This window comes from Actinomycetospora sp. CA-053990, assembly GCF_050948445.1.
Taxonomy (GTDB): domain Bacteria; phylum Actinomycetota; class Actinomycetes; order Mycobacteriales; family Pseudonocardiaceae; genus Actinomycetospora; species Actinomycetospora callitridis.
The window spans coordinates 1532285-1551114 of the sequence record NZ_CP192043.1 but is presented as its reverse complement, the minus strand read 5'-3'; the positions used below and the strand labels follow the sequence as shown (position 1 = coordinate 1551114).

At 70.6% G+C, this 18830-nt stretch carries 22 protein-coding genes and 2 pseudogenes; 6 read left to right on the top strand and 18 right to left on the bottom strand.

The features are described 5' to 3' along the window. Positions 1-70: 70 nt before the first annotated feature. Positions 71-454, bottom strand: coding sequence for a DoxX family protein (locus tag ACQPYN_RS07995; RefSeq protein WP_433035564.1), 384 nt, complete (start codon positions 452-454; stop codon positions 71-73). Positions 455-497: 43 nt separating this feature from the next. Continuing rightward, positions 498-833, bottom strand: a complete 336-nt coding sequence (locus tag ACQPYN_RS07990; protein ID WP_433039186.1) for a hypothetical protein — start codon at positions 831-833, stop codon at positions 498-500. Positions 834-862: 29 nt separating this feature from the next. On the opposite strand from ACQPYN_RS07990, the pseudogene ACQPYN_RS07985 reads away from it, so the two are divergent. The 3 genes and pseudogenes from ACQPYN_RS07985 to ACQPYN_RS07975 all read left to right on the top strand — a co-directional run. After that, positions 863-1465 (top strand): annotated as a pseudogene (locus ACQPYN_RS07985) (MIP/aquaporin family protein); the annotation flags it as partial. Positions 1466-1513: 48 nt separating this feature from the next. After that, positions 1514-1939: a VOC family protein gene (locus tag ACQPYN_RS07980; RefSeq protein ID WP_433035561.1), complete on the top strand. Its 426-nt coding sequence runs from the start codon at positions 1514-1516 to the stop codon at positions 1937-1939. Between the two features lie 276 nt (positions 1940-2215). After that, complete coding sequence (locus ACQPYN_RS07975) at positions 2216-2386, top strand: hypothetical protein (protein WP_433035558.1); 171 nt, start codon at positions 2216-2218, stop codon at positions 2384-2386. Positions 2387-2554: 168 nt separating this feature from the next. Here the strand turns inward: ACQPYN_RS07975 and ACQPYN_RS07970 are convergent, their stop codons facing one another. Beyond that, complete coding sequence (locus ACQPYN_RS07970; protein WP_433035555.1) at positions 2555-3298, bottom strand: ANTAR domain-containing protein; 744 nt, start codon at positions 3296-3298, stop codon at positions 2555-2557. A gap of 378 nt (positions 3299-3676) precedes the next feature. Further along, entirely contained in the window at positions 3677-3889 is a 213-nt protein-coding gene (locus ACQPYN_RS07965) for a hypothetical protein (RefSeq protein WP_433035552.1), read from the bottom strand. Positions 3890-4076: 187 nt separating this feature from the next. On the opposite strand from ACQPYN_RS07965, the pseudogene ACQPYN_RS07960 reads away from it, so the two are divergent. Beyond that, positions 4077-4316, top strand: a pseudogene (locus tag ACQPYN_RS07960) (IS3 family transposase); the annotation flags it as partial. On the opposite strand, the gene ACQPYN_RS07955 reads toward ACQPYN_RS07960, so the two are convergent. From ACQPYN_RS07955 to ACQPYN_RS07945, 3 genes are all read right to left on the bottom strand, one after another. Further along, entirely contained in the window at positions 4198-4593 is a 396-nt protein-coding gene (locus ACQPYN_RS07955; protein ID WP_433038778.1) for a Clp protease N-terminal domain-containing protein, read from the bottom strand. The pseudogene ACQPYN_RS07960 and the gene ACQPYN_RS07955 sit on opposite strands and share 119 nt — an antisense overlap. A gap of 710 nt (positions 4594-5303) precedes the next feature. Continuing rightward, positions 5304-6023: a 3-keto-5-aminohexanoate cleavage protein gene (locus ACQPYN_RS07950; protein ID WP_433035549.1), complete on the bottom strand. Its 720-nt coding sequence runs from the start codon at positions 6021-6023 to the stop codon at positions 5304-5306. A gap of 310 nt (positions 6024-6333) precedes the next feature. Continuing rightward, on the bottom strand, positions 6334-6663 hold the full coding sequence (locus ACQPYN_RS07945) for a hypothetical protein (protein WP_433035546.1): 330 nt from the start codon (positions 6661-6663) through the stop codon (positions 6334-6336). Positions 6664-6932: 269 nt separating this feature from the next. Between ACQPYN_RS07945 and ACQPYN_RS07940 the strand changes: the two genes are divergently transcribed. Next, entirely contained in the window at positions 6933-7628 is a 696-nt protein-coding gene (locus ACQPYN_RS07940; RefSeq protein ID WP_433035543.1) for a response regulator, read from the top strand. Beyond that, positions 7625-8998 carry an ATP-binding protein gene (locus ACQPYN_RS07935; RefSeq protein ID WP_433035540.1) on the top strand — a complete coding sequence of 458 codons (1374 nt, stop codon included), beginning with the start codon at positions 7625-7627 and terminating at the stop codon, positions 8996-8998. The genes ACQPYN_RS07940 and ACQPYN_RS07935 overlap by 4 nt, the downstream gene beginning before the upstream one ends. 628 nt (positions 8999-9626) lie before the next feature. Here ACQPYN_RS07935 and ACQPYN_RS07930 read toward each other — a convergent pair. From ACQPYN_RS07930 to ACQPYN_RS07880, 11 genes are all read right to left on the bottom strand, one after another. Next, positions 9627-10133, bottom strand: coding sequence for a nitroreductase family deazaflavin-dependent oxidoreductase (locus tag ACQPYN_RS07930; protein WP_433035537.1), 507 nt, complete (start codon positions 10131-10133; stop codon positions 9627-9629). Positions 10134-10572: 439 nt separating this feature from the next. Further along, on the bottom strand, positions 10573-10905 hold the full coding sequence (locus ACQPYN_RS07925) for a hypothetical protein (protein WP_433035534.1): 333 nt from the start codon (positions 10903-10905) through the stop codon (positions 10573-10575). Between the two features lie 309 nt (positions 10906-11214). Next, positions 11215-12591 carry an NAD(P)/FAD-dependent oxidoreductase gene (locus ACQPYN_RS07920; protein WP_433035531.1) on the bottom strand — a complete coding sequence of 459 codons (1377 nt, stop codon included), beginning with the start codon at positions 12589-12591 and terminating at the stop codon, positions 11215-11217. Beyond that, positions 12588-12680 (bottom strand): hypothetical protein, encoded by a 93-nt coding sequence (locus tag ACQPYN_RS07915; RefSeq protein ID WP_433035528.1) that lies wholly within the window; start codon positions 12678-12680, stop codon positions 12588-12590. The genes ACQPYN_RS07920 and ACQPYN_RS07915 overlap by 4 nt, the downstream gene beginning before the upstream one ends. A gap of 191 nt (positions 12681-12871) precedes the next feature. Beyond that, positions 12872-13033, bottom strand: coding sequence for a hypothetical protein (locus tag ACQPYN_RS07910; protein WP_433035525.1), 162 nt, complete (start codon positions 13031-13033; stop codon positions 12872-12874). A gap of 245 nt (positions 13034-13278) precedes the next feature. Continuing rightward, positions 13279-13908 (bottom strand): alpha/beta hydrolase, encoded by a 630-nt coding sequence (locus ACQPYN_RS07905; protein ID WP_433035522.1) that lies wholly within the window; start codon positions 13906-13908, stop codon positions 13279-13281. Next, entirely contained in the window at positions 13905-14924 is a 1020-nt protein-coding gene (locus tag ACQPYN_RS07900; protein ID WP_433035519.1) for a ring-cleaving dioxygenase, read from the bottom strand. The genes ACQPYN_RS07905 and ACQPYN_RS07900 overlap by 4 nt, the downstream gene beginning before the upstream one ends. A gap of 212 nt (positions 14925-15136) precedes the next feature. Then, positions 15137-15982: an SMP-30/gluconolactonase/LRE family protein gene (locus tag ACQPYN_RS07895; RefSeq protein ID WP_433035516.1), complete on the bottom strand. Its 846-nt coding sequence runs from the start codon at positions 15980-15982 to the stop codon at positions 15137-15139. Between the two features lies 1 nt (position 15983). Next, entirely contained in the window at positions 15984-16331 is a 348-nt protein-coding gene (locus tag ACQPYN_RS07890; RefSeq protein ID WP_433035513.1) for a hypothetical protein, read from the bottom strand. A gap of 49 nt (positions 16332-16380) precedes the next feature. Continuing rightward, positions 16381-17253 carry a mechanosensitive ion channel family protein gene (locus ACQPYN_RS07885; protein WP_433035510.1) on the bottom strand — a complete coding sequence of 291 codons (873 nt, stop codon included), beginning with the start codon at positions 17251-17253 and terminating at the stop codon, positions 16381-16383. A 182-nt stretch (positions 17254-17435) separates the two neighbouring features. Further along, positions 17436-18830 (bottom strand): glucose-6-phosphate dehydrogenase, encoded by a 1395-nt coding sequence (locus ACQPYN_RS07880; RefSeq protein ID WP_433035507.1) that lies wholly within the window; start codon positions 18828-18830, stop codon positions 17436-17438.

Below are 18830 nucleotides of genomic sequence, written 5' to 3'. Positions count from 1 at the left end.
CGGCGACGTCGCGCGGACCCGGCGCAGGGCGGCCGCCGGGTGGAACCTGATCGCGGCGTCGTTCGGTGGATCAGACGGTGAAGGACTCGAGGCCGAGGCGGCCCCACACGATGAATGCCGCGAGGGCGAGATAGACCGCGTTCACCATCACGTGCCTGAACTGGCCGTAGTGGCCGTGGGTGATCATCGCGCCGACCATGAGCACGACCCAGCAGCCGGCGGTCACCGGCACCATGACCGGTGCGATGTCGAGCAGGACGGGCAGGACCAGGCCGACCGCAGCCAGGAGCTCGAGGATCCCGAGGGTCTTGACGAAGCGGACGCTGGCGTCCGCGGTCCATCGCCCGCCCTCGTGCGCCGCCAGCTTCTCCTTGGGCAGGAACGTCTTGGTGATGCCACCGGCCAGAGCCACGGCGGCGAGCAGTCCGGCAGCGATCCAGAGTGCGAGGTTCATGAGATTCCTCCGTTCTTCCCGTTGTCGAGGGTCGGCGACCGGGTCATCGACTTCCGTGGTCGAGCGCCCCTTGTGCCGCGGCGGAGAGGTCCTGCCAGTCCGCCCAGATCTTGAGCCGGTCGGCGTAGACCTGCTGGAGCATTGGGTAGAAGCCCAGACCGAAGAGCACGCGCAGGGGTGGGTTGTCGGAATCAACGATCGTGAGGAGTGCCTGGGCAGCGGCGGCGGGATCGCCGGCGGGCTGCTTCCCCACGAGCCCGGCGAGGCGCCGGCGGAGACCGTCGTAGACCGGGTCGGGCGCGGCCATGTGGCCGTTGGCGAGGGGATCGGGGTTCTTGCCGTTCCTGGTGGCGAACCCGGGGCACCGCAGAGCCTCCACCAGACCCGGCGCGCTTCAGCTTCTCCTGGGCCAAGGTGCCTGCCTTCTGGGCAGCGCAACTCGTCGGAGCGTTCGCCGCCGCCGCGCTCGTCTACGCGGTGTACCGGCCCGCCATCAACGCCTACAACCTCGCCAACAACGTGCCCACGCGCACCACGTCCCTCGACACCTTCGCCATCTTCGCGACCTTCCCCGCCAAGTACTTCGGCGGCGGACTCGCCGGGCCTCTCCTGGACCAGATCGTCGGGACCGCCCTGCTGGTCGCGTTGATCGTCGCGTTGATCGACCGGCGCAACCAGGGCCCCACCGGCAACCTGGCCCCGCTGCTGATCGGCTTCCTGGTCGTGGCGATCGGCCTCACCTACGGCACCAACGCGGGGTACGCCATCAACCCGGCGCGCGACCTGGGGCCACGGCTCTGGACCTGGATCGAAGGATGGGGACCGCTCGCCTTCCGCGGCGCCGGGACCTACTTCGACCACTACTGGTGGGTGCCCATCGTCGGACCCCTGGTCGGCGGCGCCGTCGGCATCCTCGTGTACGACGCGCTCGTCGGTACGAGCCTCGACGCGCGAGCCAGAGCGGAGCAACGAGAAGTCCCCGAACCAGAGGTCGGGCGAACCGGGAACTGACCCGGTTCCTCGACATCCCGGCGGCGATGCGGCGGAGGGCGACGAGACATGGCCACGGTCAGTGTGAGATACATCGTCGACGACGTCGGTGCGGCGATCATGTTCTACTGCCGGCACCTGGACTTCCACGAGGACAAGCACCCCGCTCCCACCTTCGCGATGCTCTCGCGCGGCGACCTCCGCCTCGTGCTGTCCGCTCCCGGCGGCGGGGCGGGCGGCGGCGGGGCGGGCGGCGGCGGGGCGGGCGGCGGCCAGGCGATGCCGGACGGGACACCACCGCGACCCGGAGGGTGGAACCGGTTCGTCCTCGAGGTCACCGACCTCGAGGAGGTCGTCGAGGAGCTGCGCCGAGCGGGCACCCGGTTCCGCAACGACATCGGCGTCGGCGTGGGCGGCAAGCAAATCCTGCTGGAGGACCCGTCGGGCAATCCCGTCGAGCTGTTCGAGCCGACGCGTCCGGAGGCGAAGCTCTGATCAGCAGCGGCCGCGATCGGTCCCGGAGCATCTCGAGCGCCGTGGAGGTGCCGTACGAGACGGCGGTGGCCTCGAGCTCGCTGATCGTGGGCCCATCGCCCACGACGCTGGGCGCGTCGCAGCGCGGCGGCCTCGGCCCGATCGCGGGCCGCGGATAGCGCCAACCGTGGCGGAAAGAGCGCTCGTCGAGAGCGTCCTCGGCGGGCCCCGACACGGTCGCGTTCGCGGGCAGCCAAGTCGGCACCCCGAACCGGCCGGCCAGCCGACGGTGCGTTCGTGACGGATGCGCGATCAGTCATCGGGCTCACCAAGCGCGTCGCCGTGAGCGTGCCGTCGGGTGTCTTCCTCGCGCTGCGCATCCGCGCCCAGCCCTCGCGGGCTGTCGTGGCTGTGCCGGAGGAGCCGCTGTGCAGAAGCTGCCGGTGGGTCTGGGTCGAGACCGATTGATCCGATTCGGTCACGTCTGCTGCCAGATGGGCCGACCCGCACGGCGGCTCTGCTGACCGAGTACCGGTTCGACGCCGCGATTGATGGGGGCACGATTCGCGCACCGGTCCACTGGTCCGTCGAGAAGCCAGCGGCCCGAAGGTTCGCGACGCCGAAACCGGAGCGGGTTCAGCCCGGAGCTCTGACTTTGGAGGTGTTGGTCTTGCCTCGGCCTCTCTCGTGGGCCAGCCAGTGGGCGACGTCGTGGAGTTTCATGTTGGTGTCCTGGGAGGAGCTGACGAGCATCTGGAAGGCGGCGTCGTCGGTGATGTCGAAGCGCTCCATGAGGATGCCTTTGGCCTGTCCGATGACGTCGCGGGTCTGCAGGGCTTGGTTGAGGCCGGCTGCGCGGTCGGTGCCGTAGAGCAGGGTGGCGGCCTGCAGGCCGAACAGTCCGGCGGTCAGGCAGGCGTGGTCATCAAAGACGTCGGGCCTCGCCGAGTAGAGGTTGAGCGACGCGCGCCAGCCGCGGGAGACCGACAACGAGATGGACAGCACCGATCGGACGCCGAGCTCGACCGCGCGCGGGGCGAACAACGGCCATCGTTCTGCGTCGGGGCCGGCCAGGTCGTGGGTCACGAAGATGCCGCTGGGCGGCGGCTCCTCAGCGGCGCTGACGCACGGCCCCTCGTGGAGCTCGGCCTGGAGGTCGTCGATGCGGCGACTCTGGCCGTCGGAGGAGTGACTCGAGCAGACCTTGTCGGCCCCGGTGCGGGTGATGCCCCCACCGTTGGCGCAGGGAACGGTCTCGACGGCTGCTTCGACGACGCGCTTCAGCATCTCGCCCTGATCTTGCTTCGTGCTGTGCTCGACCAGCCGTTCGACAGCACGTCGCATGGCCGTGACCAGCTCGTCGTTGTTGCTCACGGTCATCTGGGGGTATCACCCTCCGCAGTCGGCGCAGCGCCCGGACGGACGGTGCGCCGGGGGCTGGGGCGCGCTACTGGCCTGCGGCTACGTTACGTCTACGGTCGGCAGAGGTCACCACTGCAGGCTGAGCCTTTGCAGGGCAGACGAGATGACACCGATCCGGCCGGGCCTCTGCGCTCCGGATCACCTCGCGCGAAGAATCGACGAGGGCCACGTCCCACCAAGTGGCGTGAACCCCGGTCAGCGAGCAGGGGCCTCGGTGAACGGCGTCCCCGCCCGCCGGGGGAACTAAGCGGACGGGGACGCCTCTTCCGGGCGCATCAACGTGACCGGGGGTGGGGGTCACGCCGATCGCACCCGTGCTCAATGCGGGGTCCGCGCTCAGCACGAACCAGCGATGTTCGGGTCCGGCGGCGCGGAGAATTGTGGGGCGAGCACCTCGTCGGCAGTCCAGCCGAGGGAGAGTCCGCGGCTCTCCGCGCTAACGAGCAAGATCATCGCCGCCTCCTCCACCGACACCCAGAGGCGCGCCGCGAGCACACCTTCTGCCTGGTGAATCACTTCGTCGAATAGCTCAGGGTCCAGGGGATTCACGCGGTCTCTTCTCGCTCGCCGACCTCGGCCACGGTTGCTCTAAGCCACGGCGAGACCATCGAGACATAGGTGCTGCTCTAGAGAGTTGTGCTGTGTCCGCACCTCGATCCCGCGGATGCCGTGCACCTGCCGCTGAACCGCCCTGGGTGCGGTAGAGGCTCGTGAAGTTGGAAACGAGGATGTCCTCATGCCCCAGGAGCGGTCGGCGGGTAAGCCGACGACGCGGTGGCACTCCGAGCAGGAGAAGGGCGCGGCGGTGCAGATGGTGCGCAAGTTGCGCGCGGAAACCGGCAGCGAGCACGGCACGGTCAAGCGGGTCGCTGACCAGCTCGGGTACGGCGTGGAGTCGGTGCGGCTCTGGGTGCGCCAGGTCGACATCGGCGACGGTCACGAGCCCGGCGTGACCAGCTCCGAGGCAGCGCGGGTGCTGGTCGCGCGGCGCACGGCTCGAGGGGCTGCGGTGTCACAGCGACGCCGGCTCGCGCGCCATTGGGACCAGATATCGCCTCGAAGGCGCGGTGCACGACGCTCGTGACCACCCCGACCGACGAGAGCGCCGCACGAGCCGGACCCGGCGGCCCGTGGACGAGCGCGAGCAGCAGGTGCTCCGTGCCGACCCGCTCCCGCCCGCGACCTGCGGCGTGCTCGGCTGCGCGCGGCCATCCCGGCCAGCGCCGAGCGTCATCGATCAGTGCTCGCGCCATCAACGGGCTGCCAGGTGACGCCTCGTACCCAGGTCGGTCCCATCTGCTCCGCACCGTGACCCCTCACGACCGGACGAAGGAGATGCGGCCGCAACGGCAGGACTCCATCCACGGATTGCGTGTCGGAGATAAGCGGTCGCGCAGCGACGACAACGGGCGCCAGCCCCGCCGTAGTCACCGCCGGCCCGGCCTGATGGGCACGGCGAGGGATGACCTCGCCGGCGCCCGGTGGAGCGGCGTGGGGCCGGCGGCCGAAACGGTCCGCCTCGCGCCACACCAGCCCGTCCCGGGTGCCAGCCACGGCACAGCCGGCGGTATCCCTCTTCGAACGGCCAGGGCATGCTCATCGTCACCCGTAGACCCTGTGGGTTCGGGAGCGGATAGGCGCCAGGTGCGCGAGGCGAGCTGGCAAGGGCGGGCGCCGACCACGCTCGTTTCAGCCGTGCGTCATAGTTAACACGGGTTGTTCGACAGCTGCGGGCTTATGCTCGGTGCGCCGTCATTTCCGCACGTTCCTTCATTCCGCCTCCCGCTTGGTCTGCCTGCGCGAGATCGCTCATTCACAAGGCTTTCATGAACGACCTGAGACCGCCTTCGGGGTCGCGGGCGCTGTATTCGCGGTAGCCGTAGGCATGTCCGTGTAGCTGCTTCTATTGCCTACATTTCGTGTTACGGGACGTGCCACGCCGCGGCAGGGAGGGAATCGGTGCTCAACGCGTGAGCGCCCAGCGCACGAGCTCCTCGTTGCTGACGGCCCGCCTGGTGCGGTCCGGGCGCTCAAGGGTGTCCTCGAAGCCGATTCGGGTATCGAGGTTGATGCGCTGGGCGTATTCCAGGACGGGCCACGCCCCGGCGTCCTCGCCGTGCAGCATGATCGGCGCGGGCACCGGCCCGAGCGCGGTGAGGATGCGCCTCGCCTCGGCGACCGCGATATCCGGATCGGTCACCGTGACCTCGGCCAGGACCCGGGTCGTGCCCCGCGGCAGCCCAGCCTTCTTGAGCTGCACGGCGTCGCCGGAGGTCCAAACGCCCAGCTCCACCCCGATGCCCACCGCGTCCAGGGCGGCGCACACCCGCTGCCACCCGCTTTCGTGGACATTGACCGAGGCGAGGTCAGGACGGGCATATGCGGGCAGCCCACCCCACTGCCAGATGATTTCGGTGCGTGCAACGGGGTCGGGCTCGATCCATCGAGCCGTCGTGACCCCGATCTCCGTGCGCGGCGCCACCTTGCGGATCGCGCTGGTCACTGCACCGACAACGCCCGGATCGAGGCTCTCCCGACCGTCCCGGTCGCGAGGATGCACGTGGACGTTCAACACACCGAGCGCAGAGACCGCACGCGCGTCCCGGGCGAGGTGACGCGGAGTCATCGGCACGGCTGGATACGCGTCGGGCGGGCGCGCACCGTTGAGGCAGCACTGCAGCACCTCGGCGGCACCTCCTCCAGCCGGTTCACGATCCCGCCAGCTTCGGCCCCGACGGCGATGCAAGCAACGTTTGCACGCGCAGTTGCACGCTGACGAACGACGAATGACGAACGGGCCTCGACGGCTGTGATCGCTGCCAGGACTGGTTGCGCAGACGTCTACCCGAGCCTCGGCGCCCTGGGACGCAGGAGGTCGAGGGGCACAGGCTTCACACGACACTCCCCCGGTGAGGGCTCCTGCGCCCAGCTCCCAGAGGCGGAGCGTCTATCTCGAGCGGCCCTCCCCCTAAGAGGCGGTGAGGAAGATTGGGTCAATGGATGGTCCGATCCAATATTCTCACCGAGAAAACAAGTTGAACACAGAGTCGGCGCTCAAATGGCAGCCCGACGACGTGGAGCGAACTAGTGCTCGCGCTGAAGTCGTAGACGTCGATGCCGCTGACCAATTCCGCGATCTCGTCGAGGTCGAGCAGCGCTCTGCTCGCCGAACGGCACGCGCACTCGAGAGGGTCGGCGGCTTGGCCTACTCTCCACCTCTCCTTGAGTCGAACCTCCAGATTGTCGGCGGCCGCGTCGCTCATCTTCGACCTGAAGACGAGGTCACTGCGGAGGATAAGCGCGATGTGCGCCTCGTCGCCCATCGCCGCTTTCTGCTCGGGGCCTGGTCCGATTTGGCAACTCGACGCTCCGCGGACCCCCATGCCCGCTCGGTGCCCGCGCCCGATGGCACCTTCGGGTGCCGCTGCGAGGCTCTTGACCGCGTTGGATCGTGATCATCGCGATCGTCATGAGCGCAGCGCTGCCGCATACCTGACGTTCTCCTGACGACGGCGCATCCAGCTTTCACGAGGGGCTCCGTCCACGAGGGGGCGGGTAGCGTCGTCGCACCGTCGTCGTGGGAGGACCTGTGATGGGGACTCGAATCCTGCTCGTCGAGGACGACGAGCGTGTCCGCCAGGCCCTCGGGCTCGCCCTGGCCGACGAGGGCTACGACGTCGTCGAGACCGCCACCGGGGAGGAGGCGCTCGGTCTGGTCGACACCGACCTCGACGTCGTGCTGCTCGACCTCATGCTGCCAGGCATCGACGGGATCGAGGTGTGCTCGACGCTGCGTTCGCGGAGCGACCTCCCGATCATCATCGCCACCGCTCGCTCCGACACCGCCGACGTCATCGCCGGCCTCGAGGCCGGTGCCGACGACTACGTCACCAAGCCATTGGTCGCCGGGGAGCTCGCCGCGCGCATCCGGGCCCTGCTGCGTCGTCGCCGTCCCGCCTCCGCCGGCGCCTCCGAGGACGACAGGCCTGATCGCCTGCACCTGGGCGAGCTCGTGATCCATCCCGGACAGGAGGCGGTCGAGCGCGGCGACACCCGGCTACACCTGACCCGCACGGAGTTCCGGCTGCTGTTGGAACTGGCCTCCGCAGGGGGGAACGTGGTGACCCGCGAGCAGCTGTTGCAGCGCGTCTGGGGATACGACTATTTCGGTGACACCCGCCTGCTCGACGTCCACGTCCGTCGCCTGCGGCGCAAGATCGAGCGGGATCCCGACGACCCGGAACTGGTGCTCACCGTGCGCGGTTCCGGGTATCGCACCGGCCCGTGAGCGACCGGCTGGCCCGGCGTTGGCGCTCGGTGTCACTGCGCTGGCGCGTCGCCCTGGCCTTCGGCCTCGTCAGCACCGCGATCGCCGGACTGTTGTCGATCGCCACGTGGCAGCTGGCGTCGAGCTACATGCTCGAGCAGCGGGAGCGCGGGACGACGAGCCAGGCCGTCGCCGGCGCGCGGCTCGTGACCGACAGCCTCCGGCGGGGCTCGGACGACCTGCCCACCCTGCTCGTCGGGCTGACCGGGGAGACCGGGACCAGCGTGCTCCTCCGCAGCGGCGGAGCGTGGACCACCGCAGGCCGGCAGGTCGAGGTGGAGGACGTCCCCGTCGCCCTGCTCGCGGGGGCGCCGGCGCGCCAGCGCCTGGTCGTGGACGGTGCGCCGGTACTGGCGGTCGCCCTACCTGTCACCCCTGCCGGTGACCTGTTCGTCCGAATCGCGCCCCTCATCGAGCTCGACCAGACACTGCGATTCGTTTCCGCTGTCCTCGTCGCGGGGACGGTCCTGGCGGGGCTGCTCGGCGTCCTGCTGGGCTGGTGGACCGCCCGGCGGGCCCTGTTGCCGCTCACCGAGCTCACCGACGCGGCGGGCCGAATGGCCGAGGGTGACCTCACGGCTCGGCTCCCCGACCGGCACGAGGCCGACCTCGCTCCGATCGCGAGACGCTTCAACGCCACCGCCGATGCCCTCGCCGAGCGGGTTCAGCGCGACGCACGGTTCGCGGGCGACGTCAGCCACGAGCTTCGGACCCCCCTCACGACGATGATCAACGCAGGTGAGGTGCTGCGTCGTCGCCGCGACGACATGCCCAGTACCGCACGACGCGCGGTGGACCTCCTGACCGCTGATGTCCGGCGCTTCCATCGCATGGTCGAGGACCTGCTGGAGATCTCCCGCGGGATCCAGGCCCCCGACGGGCACGACGTGGAGCCGGTGGACCTGTCGGTCGTCATCGAGAACGTGCCCGCCACCCTGATCGAGGGGGGTGTGCGAGAGATCGAGCGGCCCGCGCCGCTCGTGTCCGCGGACCGGCGCCGCCTCGACCGCGTCGTGGCGAACCTGTGCGAGAACGCGCGCCACCACGGCGGCGGCCTGGTGCGCCTCGGTGTCCGGCGACGCGACGGCCACGCCGTGATCGAGGTGGACGACGCCGGCCCCGGGGTCGCGGTCGAGCTGCGAGATCGCGTCTTCGAGCGCTTCACCCGTGGGTCCCGGACCGGATGCGCCGAGGCAAACACCGGCGGCACCGGGCTCGGGCTCGCGCTGGTCGCCCAGCACGTCCGGGGTCACGGTGGCCGGGTCTGGGTCGAGGACCGCCCCGGTGGCGGGGCGCGATTCGTGGTCGCCCTGCGCGAGGTGCCGTCATGAGCCGCCGCACCGTCGCCCTGTTGGTGGCACTCGTCGCGACCTCGGCCGTCAGTTGCGGGGTCGAGCCCCAGAACGCGCCGGAGCCCCTACCCTCCACGACCCCGGTGGTACTGCCGCCTTCGATCACCCGGGAACCCGCGTCGATCCCCCCGCCAGCGACGCCCGCCCCGGCTCCCCGGACAACGAGCACCGTCGCGCCGACACCCTGAGTCGACCCTGAGTGGACCCAGCTCGGAGGGCCGCCCCGGGACCTCCATCCGTCGGGAGCCGGCGCGCCCGAGCGCTCTCGTCTCGCTCTGACCGGCAGCCCGTCGTAAGGGATCTCTGCAACGAGCTTCAACTCGTCTGTGTGGTGTCGCTCAGACCGGACTCCCGACGACGAGGAAGCCCATCAATGAGCCTGCTGCTCGGCAATCTGCGCGATCTCCTCGGCGGACCTGCCCGATGTCGGACGACGTGCCCTCCCCCGGACGCTCGATCCCTGGGAGACAGCGAACGAGGTCGTCATAACGATCGGATGCACCGTCCCGCGAGGACTGCCGACCCGTCGGCGCGTCCGGAGTTCTCGTCGACCTCGCCGTAGGCGGGGTGCACGGGAACGGTCCGCACCCGACGGCAACGGGCCCTGTCATGGTGCGTCGGCGGGGGGCAGCGGCGTGTCCGAGAGCAGGACCAGGGGTACGCCGTGCTCGGCGTCGGCGCCGAGGCGTTCGTAGGCGGCGGGTGAGCCGTCGATGTCGTGGCCCACCATCGCCATCAGCGCGGCCGCCGTCCGTGGGTGCCGTTGGGCGTAGTCGGCGAGGCGGCGTCCGGACTCCGGGGACGGCAGTGGGTAGGCCCACCCGTCACGGCGGCGCCGCCCGACCTGGTAGCTGACCTCGGGATGGGCGAGGACGTTGCGTAACCATTGCGCTCTGCCGCCGTAGCCCGACGCGACCAGGTAGGAACCCGGGGCCTCGCCACGTCCGACGACCTCGAGCACCACGTGACGCGGACGTCCGGTCGTGCGCCCGACATGGGTCAGCAACACGAAGCGGTCCCCGAGGAGCACCCCGAGGCCGCAGCGATAGGCGAGGATCGGCGCGCGGACCAGGGCGCGCGAGAGCCCGCGGCGCGCCGGGCCTGTCGTCCGCACCTCGTGCCTCCTCGCTCGGATGTCCCAGGCCGAGTGCACTCCCGCGGCGTCCGCCTCGCCATCGGTCTCCGGGTGTCGTCAGGTGATCGCAAGGCGACGAGCAGCACCGACAGCGGGGGGCGGATTCGTTGAACACCAAGGACGGTGCGCCGGCCGGCGAGGGGGCGGTCGGCGCACCGTCTCGCAGTTGCCACCCGCACGAGGAAGGGCTCGAGGTCGACGACCAGCGCGCCACGGATCGCCCCGGCGAGTCGATGGCCGTTCGGGCAGGTTCGGTGGCGCTGGGTCGGCGATCGTCCGTCCTCCCTACGAGCTGCGACAAGGACACGAGCACGGATGTTGCCGATCCTGCCGACCAACGGTCCTCAGTTCGCTGTCGGCCTGAAGCTCCGTACGCCCGAGGCGGGCCATCGGCTGGGGTCTGCACCGCGATCGAGTGTTACGGGCGGGAAGCCGGCCCCGCTGTCGTCCACCGCTGCTTGTCGTGTCGGGCGCGGATCATCATCCAGAGCAGAACGGCGGTCACGGCCACCAGGAGGAGTCCCGCCGTCACACTCAAGGCCAGCACCACCATGCTGAACATCGCCGTGAAGAAGACCGCGGTGCCGTACAGGACCAGTCGTAGCTCGTGGCGAGCTTCTGCGGACAATCGTTCCTGTGCCGGGACCCGCAGGCGTCGTTGTCCTGCGTGGAAAGACAGGGCCCACAGCGGGTCGTCGGCGAGGAGCTGTTGCTCCAGGACGAACAGTGTTTCACGGTCGTGATCGCGCATCGCGCATCTCCTATGACCCGGCAGGGCCGGTTATATTGTATTGCGATGTAACGGCACACAAGACGTCCGTGCGCTTCAGCGATGAGACCGGGCGCGCCCCCAGGATGGCTCCGGGGCCGCTGAAAGGAACTGTGCGGGCGGGGCAAGCACGAGGATGCGATCTGTTATCAGGGAACAAGGCGCTTAACCCGGGCCGACTCGTAGCCATAGATATCACCGCGGGACCGACCCCTCACTCCGGGAGCGGGGTTGACAGCATTCAGCGAGGCATGAATTTCGGGTGCTTGCTCTCGCGGGCCGAACCCCTGGTCACGAATGTTCCCGGGCGACCGGCACCGCGTGGCGGGTCAGCTCGGGCGTAGCGGTGTCCAGCGGCACCTCGGAGGAGCGCAGGAGGCCCAGTTGCACGCTCTGGCGGCTTTGCACGGCGTCGAGGGCCCAATCGACCGCGATGCGCAACCGGTTCCCGGGCATCGACAGCAGGTGGTAACCGCGGGTGACCACCTTGGCCGGCAGCCCGGACAGCCGAAGGCCCAGGGGGTTGGCGGCCGCGTCGGACCCGCCGAGGTCGACGACGAAGCCCAGGTCGTGGTGGCGGTAGCGACGCAGGCGCTTGCCGCGCAGCGAGGCGGCGACGTTCCGACCGGCGAGCGTGCCCTGCCGCACCGCGTGCTGGGCGGTCATCGCGGTGAGCTTTCCCGGCCGGGTTCGATCCGGCACGGCGGCCGCGTCCCCGCACGCGACGATCTCCGGGTGGCCCGGCACGGTCAGGTTTTCGCCGACCGTCAGCCGTCCCTGCTGGGTGGGCAGGCCCAACGACTCGATCAGGGGGTCGGGGCGGACCCCGACGCACCACACGATCGTCCGGGTCCCCACCTCCTCCCCGGTGGTCAGGCGCACCCCTTCACGGGTGGCCTCGTCGATCGAGACCCCCATCTGGACGTCCACGCCACGCTCGCGCAGCACAGAGTCCGCCGTGCTCGCGAGGTGCTCGTCGAGCCCGGGCAGGACCCGCGGCGCCAGGTCGAGCAGCATCCACCGGACCGGGTGCGGGCCCAGGGAGGGGTGGACGCGGGCCAGCGCGTCAGTGAACAGCTTGCCGTGCGCGGCGACCTCGGTGCCGGTGTAGCCGGCGCCCACGACCACCACCGTGCAGCGGGCGCGGCACTCGGCGGGGTCATCGGTTCCGGCGGCGAGCTCCACCTGGCGGACGAGGTGGTCGCGCAGATAGATCGCTTCGGGCACCCCCCGGAAACCGTGGGCGTGCTCGGGCACCCCCGGGACCGGCAAGAGCTTGTTGACGCTGCCCGCGGCGAGCACCAGGCGGTCGTAGCCAAGGTCGTACCGTTCGCCCTCCGGATTGACCAGGCTGACCTCGCGGCCCTCGACGTCGATCCGGTCCACGTTCCCGAGGACCAGCCGGACACCGGGCAGTGTCGCGGCCAGGGAGACCGTGATGCGCCGCGGCTCGAGGATGCCGGCGGCGACCTCGGGCAGCAGCGGCAGGTACAGAAAGTAGTCGGTGGGGGCGACCAGGACGACCTCGGCCGCGCCGCCAAGCCGGCGACCCAGCGACTTTGCCGCGTGGAAGCCGGCAAACCCGCCACCGACGACCACGACCCGGGGGTGTCCACGGTCGCGCTCGCCACCATCGACTCCCGTGGCGATGCCGTTCGCTCTGCTCATCGGTAGCGCATCCCGCCGTCGATCACCGGTGTCTGGCCGGTCATGTAGTCCGAGCCCGGACCGGCCAGGTAGGAGACGAACGCGGCCACGTCCTCCGGCGTCTCCGGCCGGCCCAGGGCGATGCCCTCGACGTACTTCTTGAATTCTGACCGCGGGCCGCACCGTCGTAGTCGGAGAGCCTCGGGTCGATATCGTCCCACATCCCGGTCCCGACGCTCCCCGCGAAGGACGCGTTCACGGTGATCCCGAACGGGGGCGCGTCCCGGAGTTCCGGGAGGGATCAGGCCTCGACGAACCTGCCGATCGCGTGTTGGACCCTCACCCCCGGCAGGTACTCCTTGAAGATTCGGTAGTAGGCGAGCTCCTCGCGGGTGCGCAGCGGCGGATCGACGCCGAGCTCGTCAAGGACAGCTGCGAAGCGTCCGTCCTCGCCGGCGATCACGAACGCAAACGTGCCCCAGAGCCGGTCGACGCCGTCGATGCCGTCGCGCTCGAACAGGCGCAGCGCCGCCTCGTGGTGCTCTACTGGGCGCGACGAGAGCCGACCTGCCGCGACCCCTCACCGTCGGGCCCCCGGTGGACGAGGCGCTCGAGCATGCGCTTCCCGAGGCGTGGGTCGAACGGACCGTGCGCGGCTACGACTCCTGACATCTCCGGCTCCTCGTCCTCGCGTGCCCGGTGTGGTCCTCAACGACGTTCGGCGAGCAGCTCCGCGATCCGCGCGACGCCGGCGGGGTCGATGCTGTGGCCGCCGGGGTGCGGGATCTCGACAGTCTCGGCCCCACGTTCGCCCAGCTGCGCAGCCAACAGTTGGGTGAGGTCGGGGGTCGCCATCGGATCGCGTTGGCCGTTGGCGATCACGACCTGCTTGCCGGTGAGGTCGACATCGGGCGGGTCGGCGAAGGGCACCATCGCGGCGAACAGGACCGCACCGGCGAGGAGCTCGGGGTGGCGCAGCAGCAGGGCCGAGGCCATGTTGGCCCCGTTGGAGAACCCGACCGCGTACCAGGAGCCCGGGACGACGCCGTGCTCGGCGCCGGCGGCCTCGACGAACGCGGCGAGCTCATCGGTGCGGGCCCGCAGGTCGTCCTCGTCGAAAACACCTTCGCGCAGCCGGCGGAAGAACCGCGGCATGCCGTTCTCGAGCACCGCGCCGCGCGGGGACAGCATCGCGGCGCCGGGAACCAGCGCCCGCCCGAGGCCGAGCAGGTCGTGCTCGTCGCCACCCGTGCCGTGCAGCAGCACCAGGGGTGGGCTCCCGAGTCCCGGCCGCCACACGTGCGGCCGGGCACCGAGGCCGGCGCCTGCGGTGCTCACGAGCTCCCCGCGACCGGCTCGTCATCGACGCGCAACGCCGGCAGGACCTGCTCGATCTGCTCGCGGCTGGGCTCCAGCCAGGGCGGCAGCTTGAGGTGGCGACCCAGCTCGAGCAGGGGCTCGTCGACGTCGAAGCCGGGCTGGTCGGTAGCGATCTCGAAGAGCACGCCGCCGGGTTCGCGGAAGTAGATCGAGGTGAAGTACTGGCGGTCGAGGATCGGCGTCACCTCGAGGCCCGCGTCGACCAGTTCCCCGCGCCAGCGCTCCTGGGTGGCTCGATCCGGGGCGCGGAACGCGATGTGGTGCACGGTGCCGCCGGCTTGCAGGCCACGCTCGGCGGTGGTGCTCGCGGCGACGTCGACCACCGACCCGGGCTGGTCGCCGGACATGGTGAACCGGGCCCGGTCCCCGTCCTCACCGTCGCCGGCCATGCCCAGCAGCCCGGTCAGCAGGGTCGAGGTGGGGTCGAGCAGCTGCTCGGTCAACGTCACCGAGTGCAGCCCGCGCACGGCGTGTTCGGCCGGGACCCGGCCCTGCCCGTCCCACCCCGAGCGGGCATCGCCCGGGGAGGCCACCAGGTCCACCACCAGGCCATCGGGGTCACGCAGCGTCAGCACCTCCTCGGCCTGCCTGCCGCTGTCACGCGCGCGCGGGTAGTCGATGTCCACGCCGAGCCCGTCCAGGTGCTGCTGCCACCACCCCAGGGACTCCGGCGGCACGCTGAACGCGGTCGCGGTGGTCAGCCCGACGCCTTGACGTCCGGCCGGCACGCCGCGCCAGGGGAAGAACGTCAGGATGGTCGAGGGACGCCCGGCCTCGTCGCCGTAGTAAAGGTGGTAGGTGCCCGGGTCGTCGAAGTTGACCGTGGTCTTGACCAGCCGCAGCCCGAGCACCGTGGTGTAGAAGTCGACGTTGCGCTGCGGGTCGGTCGCGATGGCCGTCACGTGGTGCAGCCCGTGCGGTGCCACGCTCGATGCCGGTGCCCCGCTCGGCATCTCGTTGCGGTGCTCGCTCATCTGTGCTCCTGCCCGGGCCACCGGTCGCGCCGCGACTGCGCTCGATCGCGGGGACACGCGACGTTCCTCACGTCAACGCCCGTCCAGGGTTCCCCCGCTCCGCGGGCGTGACACGCCACACACAGGACCGCGGTGGACGCTGCGACCGGCGAGGGCCGTAGTCCACCTGGTCCCGGCACCCCCGGGTGGAGAACCCGCAATCGGGCTCTCCCTTACCCCGCGAACTCGCGCACGGGCAAGCCCCGCACACCGGGCACCGCCCGGAACAGCGCTCCGGCCAGTGGATCATCACCGGGCTGGAGGCCCTCGCGGGAGGTGGTGATGAACAGCTCGTCGAGGCCCACGCCGCCGAAGGTGCATGCCGTCACCTTGCGTGCCGGCACCTCGATGACCGCGTCGAGATCGCCCTCGGGTGTGTAGCGGTGCACCGCGCCGCCGTCGTATAGCCCCGTCCAGACGCCGCCCTCGGCATCGACCGTCAACCCGTCGGGCCAACGATCCAACGAGGCGAACACACGCCGGTCGGTCAGACCGGCCTCGCGGTCGTAGCTGTAGACGGCGATCACTCGCGTCGCCGTGTCGTTGTGATAGGCCAGCGACCCGTCCGGGCTCCACTCGAGGCCGTTGGAGATGGTGAGTCCCTCGAGCACGACCTGGACGCTGCCGTCCGGGTCCAGGCGGTACAGCGAGGCCGCTCCCTCCTGCTGGTCGTAGGCCATGGAACCGCAGTAGAAGCGCCCGTCGGGGTCGCAACCACCCTCGTTCATGCGCACCGACGGGTCGCTCCAGACCTCGCCGAGGGGCCGAACCCGTCCGTCCGGGTCCTCGAGCGCGAAACCCCGCTCGATGCCGATGACCGCGCCACCGCCCCGCCGGGGGCGCACCGCGGCCGCGATCTCGCCCACGTGGCGGCGTTCGATCGAGCCGTCGGTCCCCATCGAAAGCACGTCGCCGGCGAGCATGTCCACCCAGCGCAGACCGCCCCAGCGCGGCGACCACACCGGCCCCTCCCCGTGATAGGCGACCACGTCGGTCACCTGCTCGACCCGTGTGCTCATTTCAACAACCTCCCGGCGAGCGCCGCGGCCACGTCGCGCGGTTCCGATGTGGGGTCAACGCGAGGACGGCAGGACGGGCGGCGACGACGGCTCGGGCGGCGACGACGGCCCGGAAGGCGGCCCCGACCTCGATGCCGTCGTCGCCGGGGGCGCGAGTGGGGACGTCGGACTCGGTGAGCTCGTCGTCCCGGCGGTGGTGGTGGGCGGGGTGGCGCTGGTCGTCGACGGGGCGGTCGACGAGGGCCTGGTGCTGGTGGTCGTGCTCGTCGTCGCGTCTGTGCTCGGGGTCGCGCTGGACGTCGAGGACGCCTGCGGGGGGCGCACGAGGAGGTACAGGGTGAGAACGCACGCGAAGAACACAGCAAGGGCGATGGTGGACCCCCGGACGCCGACGACCGTCATGAGTGGCCGCTCGGCGCCTCGGTGTCCAGCGCGGGAGTGCTGACGATCCCCTCCTGCTGGAGCGCGTCGGCCACCCGCGCCCGCAAGATGCGTCCGACGTCGTGCTGCTTGCCCGGGAGGGTGCGGGCGACGACGCGCATGACGATCTGGTCGACCTCCATGCTCTCCACACCCATCACTGAAGGCTGGTCGAGCAGCAATGCCGACAGCCCGTCGTCCGCGTAGGCCGCTTCGCCGGCCTTCTGCAGGATGGTGGTTGCCCGGGCCACATCGACCTCGCGCGGCAGCGGGACGTCGATGACACTGCGCGCCCAGTCCCGGGACAGGTTGGTCACCTGGATGATCTCGCCGTTCGGCGTGATCACGACTTCGCCGTCGGAGGTGCGGAGCTCGGTCACCCTGAGCGTGACGTCCTTGACCGTCCCGGTGACCGTCTTGCCTGCGGTGCCGGCGATCTCGAGACGGACGACGTCGCCGACGCCGTACTGGCGCTCGGCCACCATGAAGAACCCGGCCAGGACGTCGCGCACGATGCTCTGGCCGCCGAAACCCAGAGCGGCGCCCACGACCGCCGCCGGGGCGGCCAGCTGGGCCAACGGCACGCCGAGCCGGACCAGGATCATGATCCCGGCGACGCAGTAGACGACGACCACCGTGCTCCAGCTCAGCACCTGGGTCAGCGCGTGCCGGTGCTTGGCGGCTTCAGAGCTGGCCTCGCTCGAGCGATTCGCGTGCCTGTCGAGACGCCGTGTGATGCGCTGACTCAGCCAGCGCACGAAGCGGCTCAGCAGGATCGCACCCGTGAACAACAGCACGATCTCCAGGCCGTCGCCACGCACCCACAGCGACACGTCAGTCAACGGCTGCACGGCACCCCCGTCCTCGAGCTCGACTGACCCGGCTTCATCGCTGGTCCGGCAAGTCCTCAGCCCACGCAGCGTCCCGTCCCCGCCACGCGGGCGGCAAGGGGCCGGGTCGCGGGCCGGGCCGCCGCCGCGGTCGCCGGTGCGACGTGCGTGCCTTCATCGGCTGATCGGTCCGCAGCGATGAGTCATATCGGCCAGTTCGGCGGTCCTGAGCTGCCGGCGGGGTACTCCTCGAGTGGTACCTGGTTCTCCCGCCACGCGGCCAGCACGGGCTCGACGATGCGCCACGATTCCACGGCGGCGTCGCCCCCGATCGAGAGTTGGGCAGCGTCCCCGAGCACGCCGCGCAGCACCTGGCCGTACTCCAGCAGGTCGCCGCGCCCGTAGACGCCCTCCAGCGTGACCGGCTCCAGCGTGAACGGGTCACCCTCGCCGTTGACGTTGAGGTCGAGCGCCAGGCGGTGGGCGACGAGGCCGAGGCGCAGCCGGTCCGATCGCTGATATCCGCTCAGACCTGTCGGCAGACGTGGCGGGTCCTTGAAGTTGATGACCACTTCCTGGCGCGGCGTTCCGAGCGCCTTCCCCGATCGCAGGCGGAAGGGCACGCCTGCCCAGCGCCACGTGTCGACGGCCAGCTCGACGGTGCTCAGCGTCTCCGTCTGCCGGTCGGGCACGACGCCCTGCTCGTCGGCGTAGGAGGGCAGCTGTCTCCCGTCCAGCTTCCCGGCCGTGTACCGGGCCCGACGGCTCGACGCGATCGGATCGTCGTCCCAGAGGTGGGTGGAGCGCAGGACCTGCGTCTTGCCCTCGCGTACGTCGCGACCGTGCAGCGTCGCCGGAGGTTCCATCGCCACCAGAGCCAGTACCTGCAGCAGGTGGCTCTGCAGCATGTCCATCAGCGCGCCGGCGTGGTCGTAGTAGCCGGCCCGGCCCTCGAGCGCCAGGCTCTCGTCGAAGACGACATCCACGCTGGCGACGTGCTCGGCCGTGAGGACCGGCTCGAGCATGCGGTTGGCGAACCGCACGCCGAGGATGTTCAGCACCGTCGACATGCCCAGGAAATGATCGACGCGGTGCACATGGTCCTCGGGGACGAGCTCGCCGACGAGCGCATTGAGCGCCTGCGCGCTCGCCGAGTCGGTGCCGAACGGCTTCTCCATGACCAGCCGCGTGCCATCCGGCACCCCGATCTCGCGCAGGGCGCTGCACGCTCGGGCGGTCACCGCCGGCGGTAGGGCGAAGTAGACGGCGACCCGTCCCTCCGCCTCCTCGAGCAGCCCGCGCAGGTCGGCCGCGCTGCTCGCGTCCGCGGGGCGATAGCGCGTGTGTTCAATGACCGCGGCGGTGGCTCCGCCCTCGACACCAGCCGTCGCGAAGGAACGCGCGACCCGCTGGCGCCAATGCTCGTCGTCCCATTCTTGGCGGTCGCTCCCGATCAGGACCAGGTCACGGGCGCCGCCGTCGGCCAGCAGTGTGGCCAGTCCCGGTAGCAGCAGCCGCTCCGTCAGGTCCCCCGCCGCGCCGAGGACGAGCAGCGTCTGCGTCTCTTGTTCACGGTCGTCGTCGTCCGGCAGCGCCAT

Coding starts and splice junctions, on each gene's coding strand:
- ACQPYN_RS07920 (WP_433035531.1), bottom strand. CDS start 12,591: ATGAGCAGAGCGAACGGCATCGCCACGGGAGTCGATGGTGGCGAGCGC.
- ACQPYN_RS07940 (WP_433035543.1), top strand. CDS start 6,933: ATGGGGACTCGAATCCTGCTCGTCGAGGACGACGAGCGTGTCCGCCAG.
- ACQPYN_RS07895 (WP_433035516.1), bottom strand. CDS start 15,982: ATGAGCACACGGGTCGAGCAGGTGACCGACGTGGTCGCCTATCACGGG.
- ACQPYN_RS07980 (WP_433035561.1), top strand. CDS start 1,514: ATGGCCACGGTCAGTGTGAGATACATCGTCGACGACGTCGGTGCGGCG.
- ACQPYN_RS07955 (WP_433038778.1), bottom strand. CDS start 4,593: ATGGCGCGAGCACTGATCGATGACGCTCGGCGCTGGCCGGGATGGCCG.
- ACQPYN_RS07945 (WP_433035546.1), bottom strand. CDS start 6,663: ATGGGCGACGAGGCGCACATCGCGCTTATCCTCCGCAGTGACCTCGTC.
- ACQPYN_RS07880 (WP_433035507.1), bottom strand. CDS start 18,830: ATGGCGCTGCCGGACGACGACGACCGTGAACAAGAGACGCAGACGCTG.
- ACQPYN_RS07925 (WP_433035534.1), bottom strand. CDS start 10,905: ATGCGCGATCACGACCGTGAAACACTGTTCGTCCTGGAGCAACAGCTC.
- ACQPYN_RS07900 (WP_433035519.1), bottom strand. CDS start 14,924: ATGAGCGAGCACCGCAACGAGATGCCGAGCGGGGCACCGGCATCGAGC.
- ACQPYN_RS07995 (WP_433035564.1), bottom strand. CDS start 454: ATGAACCTCGCACTCTGGATCGCTGCCGGACTGCTCGCCGCCGTGGCT.
- ACQPYN_RS07970 (WP_433035555.1), bottom strand. CDS start 3,298: ATGACCGTGAGCAACAACGACGAGCTGGTCACGGCCATGCGACGTGCT.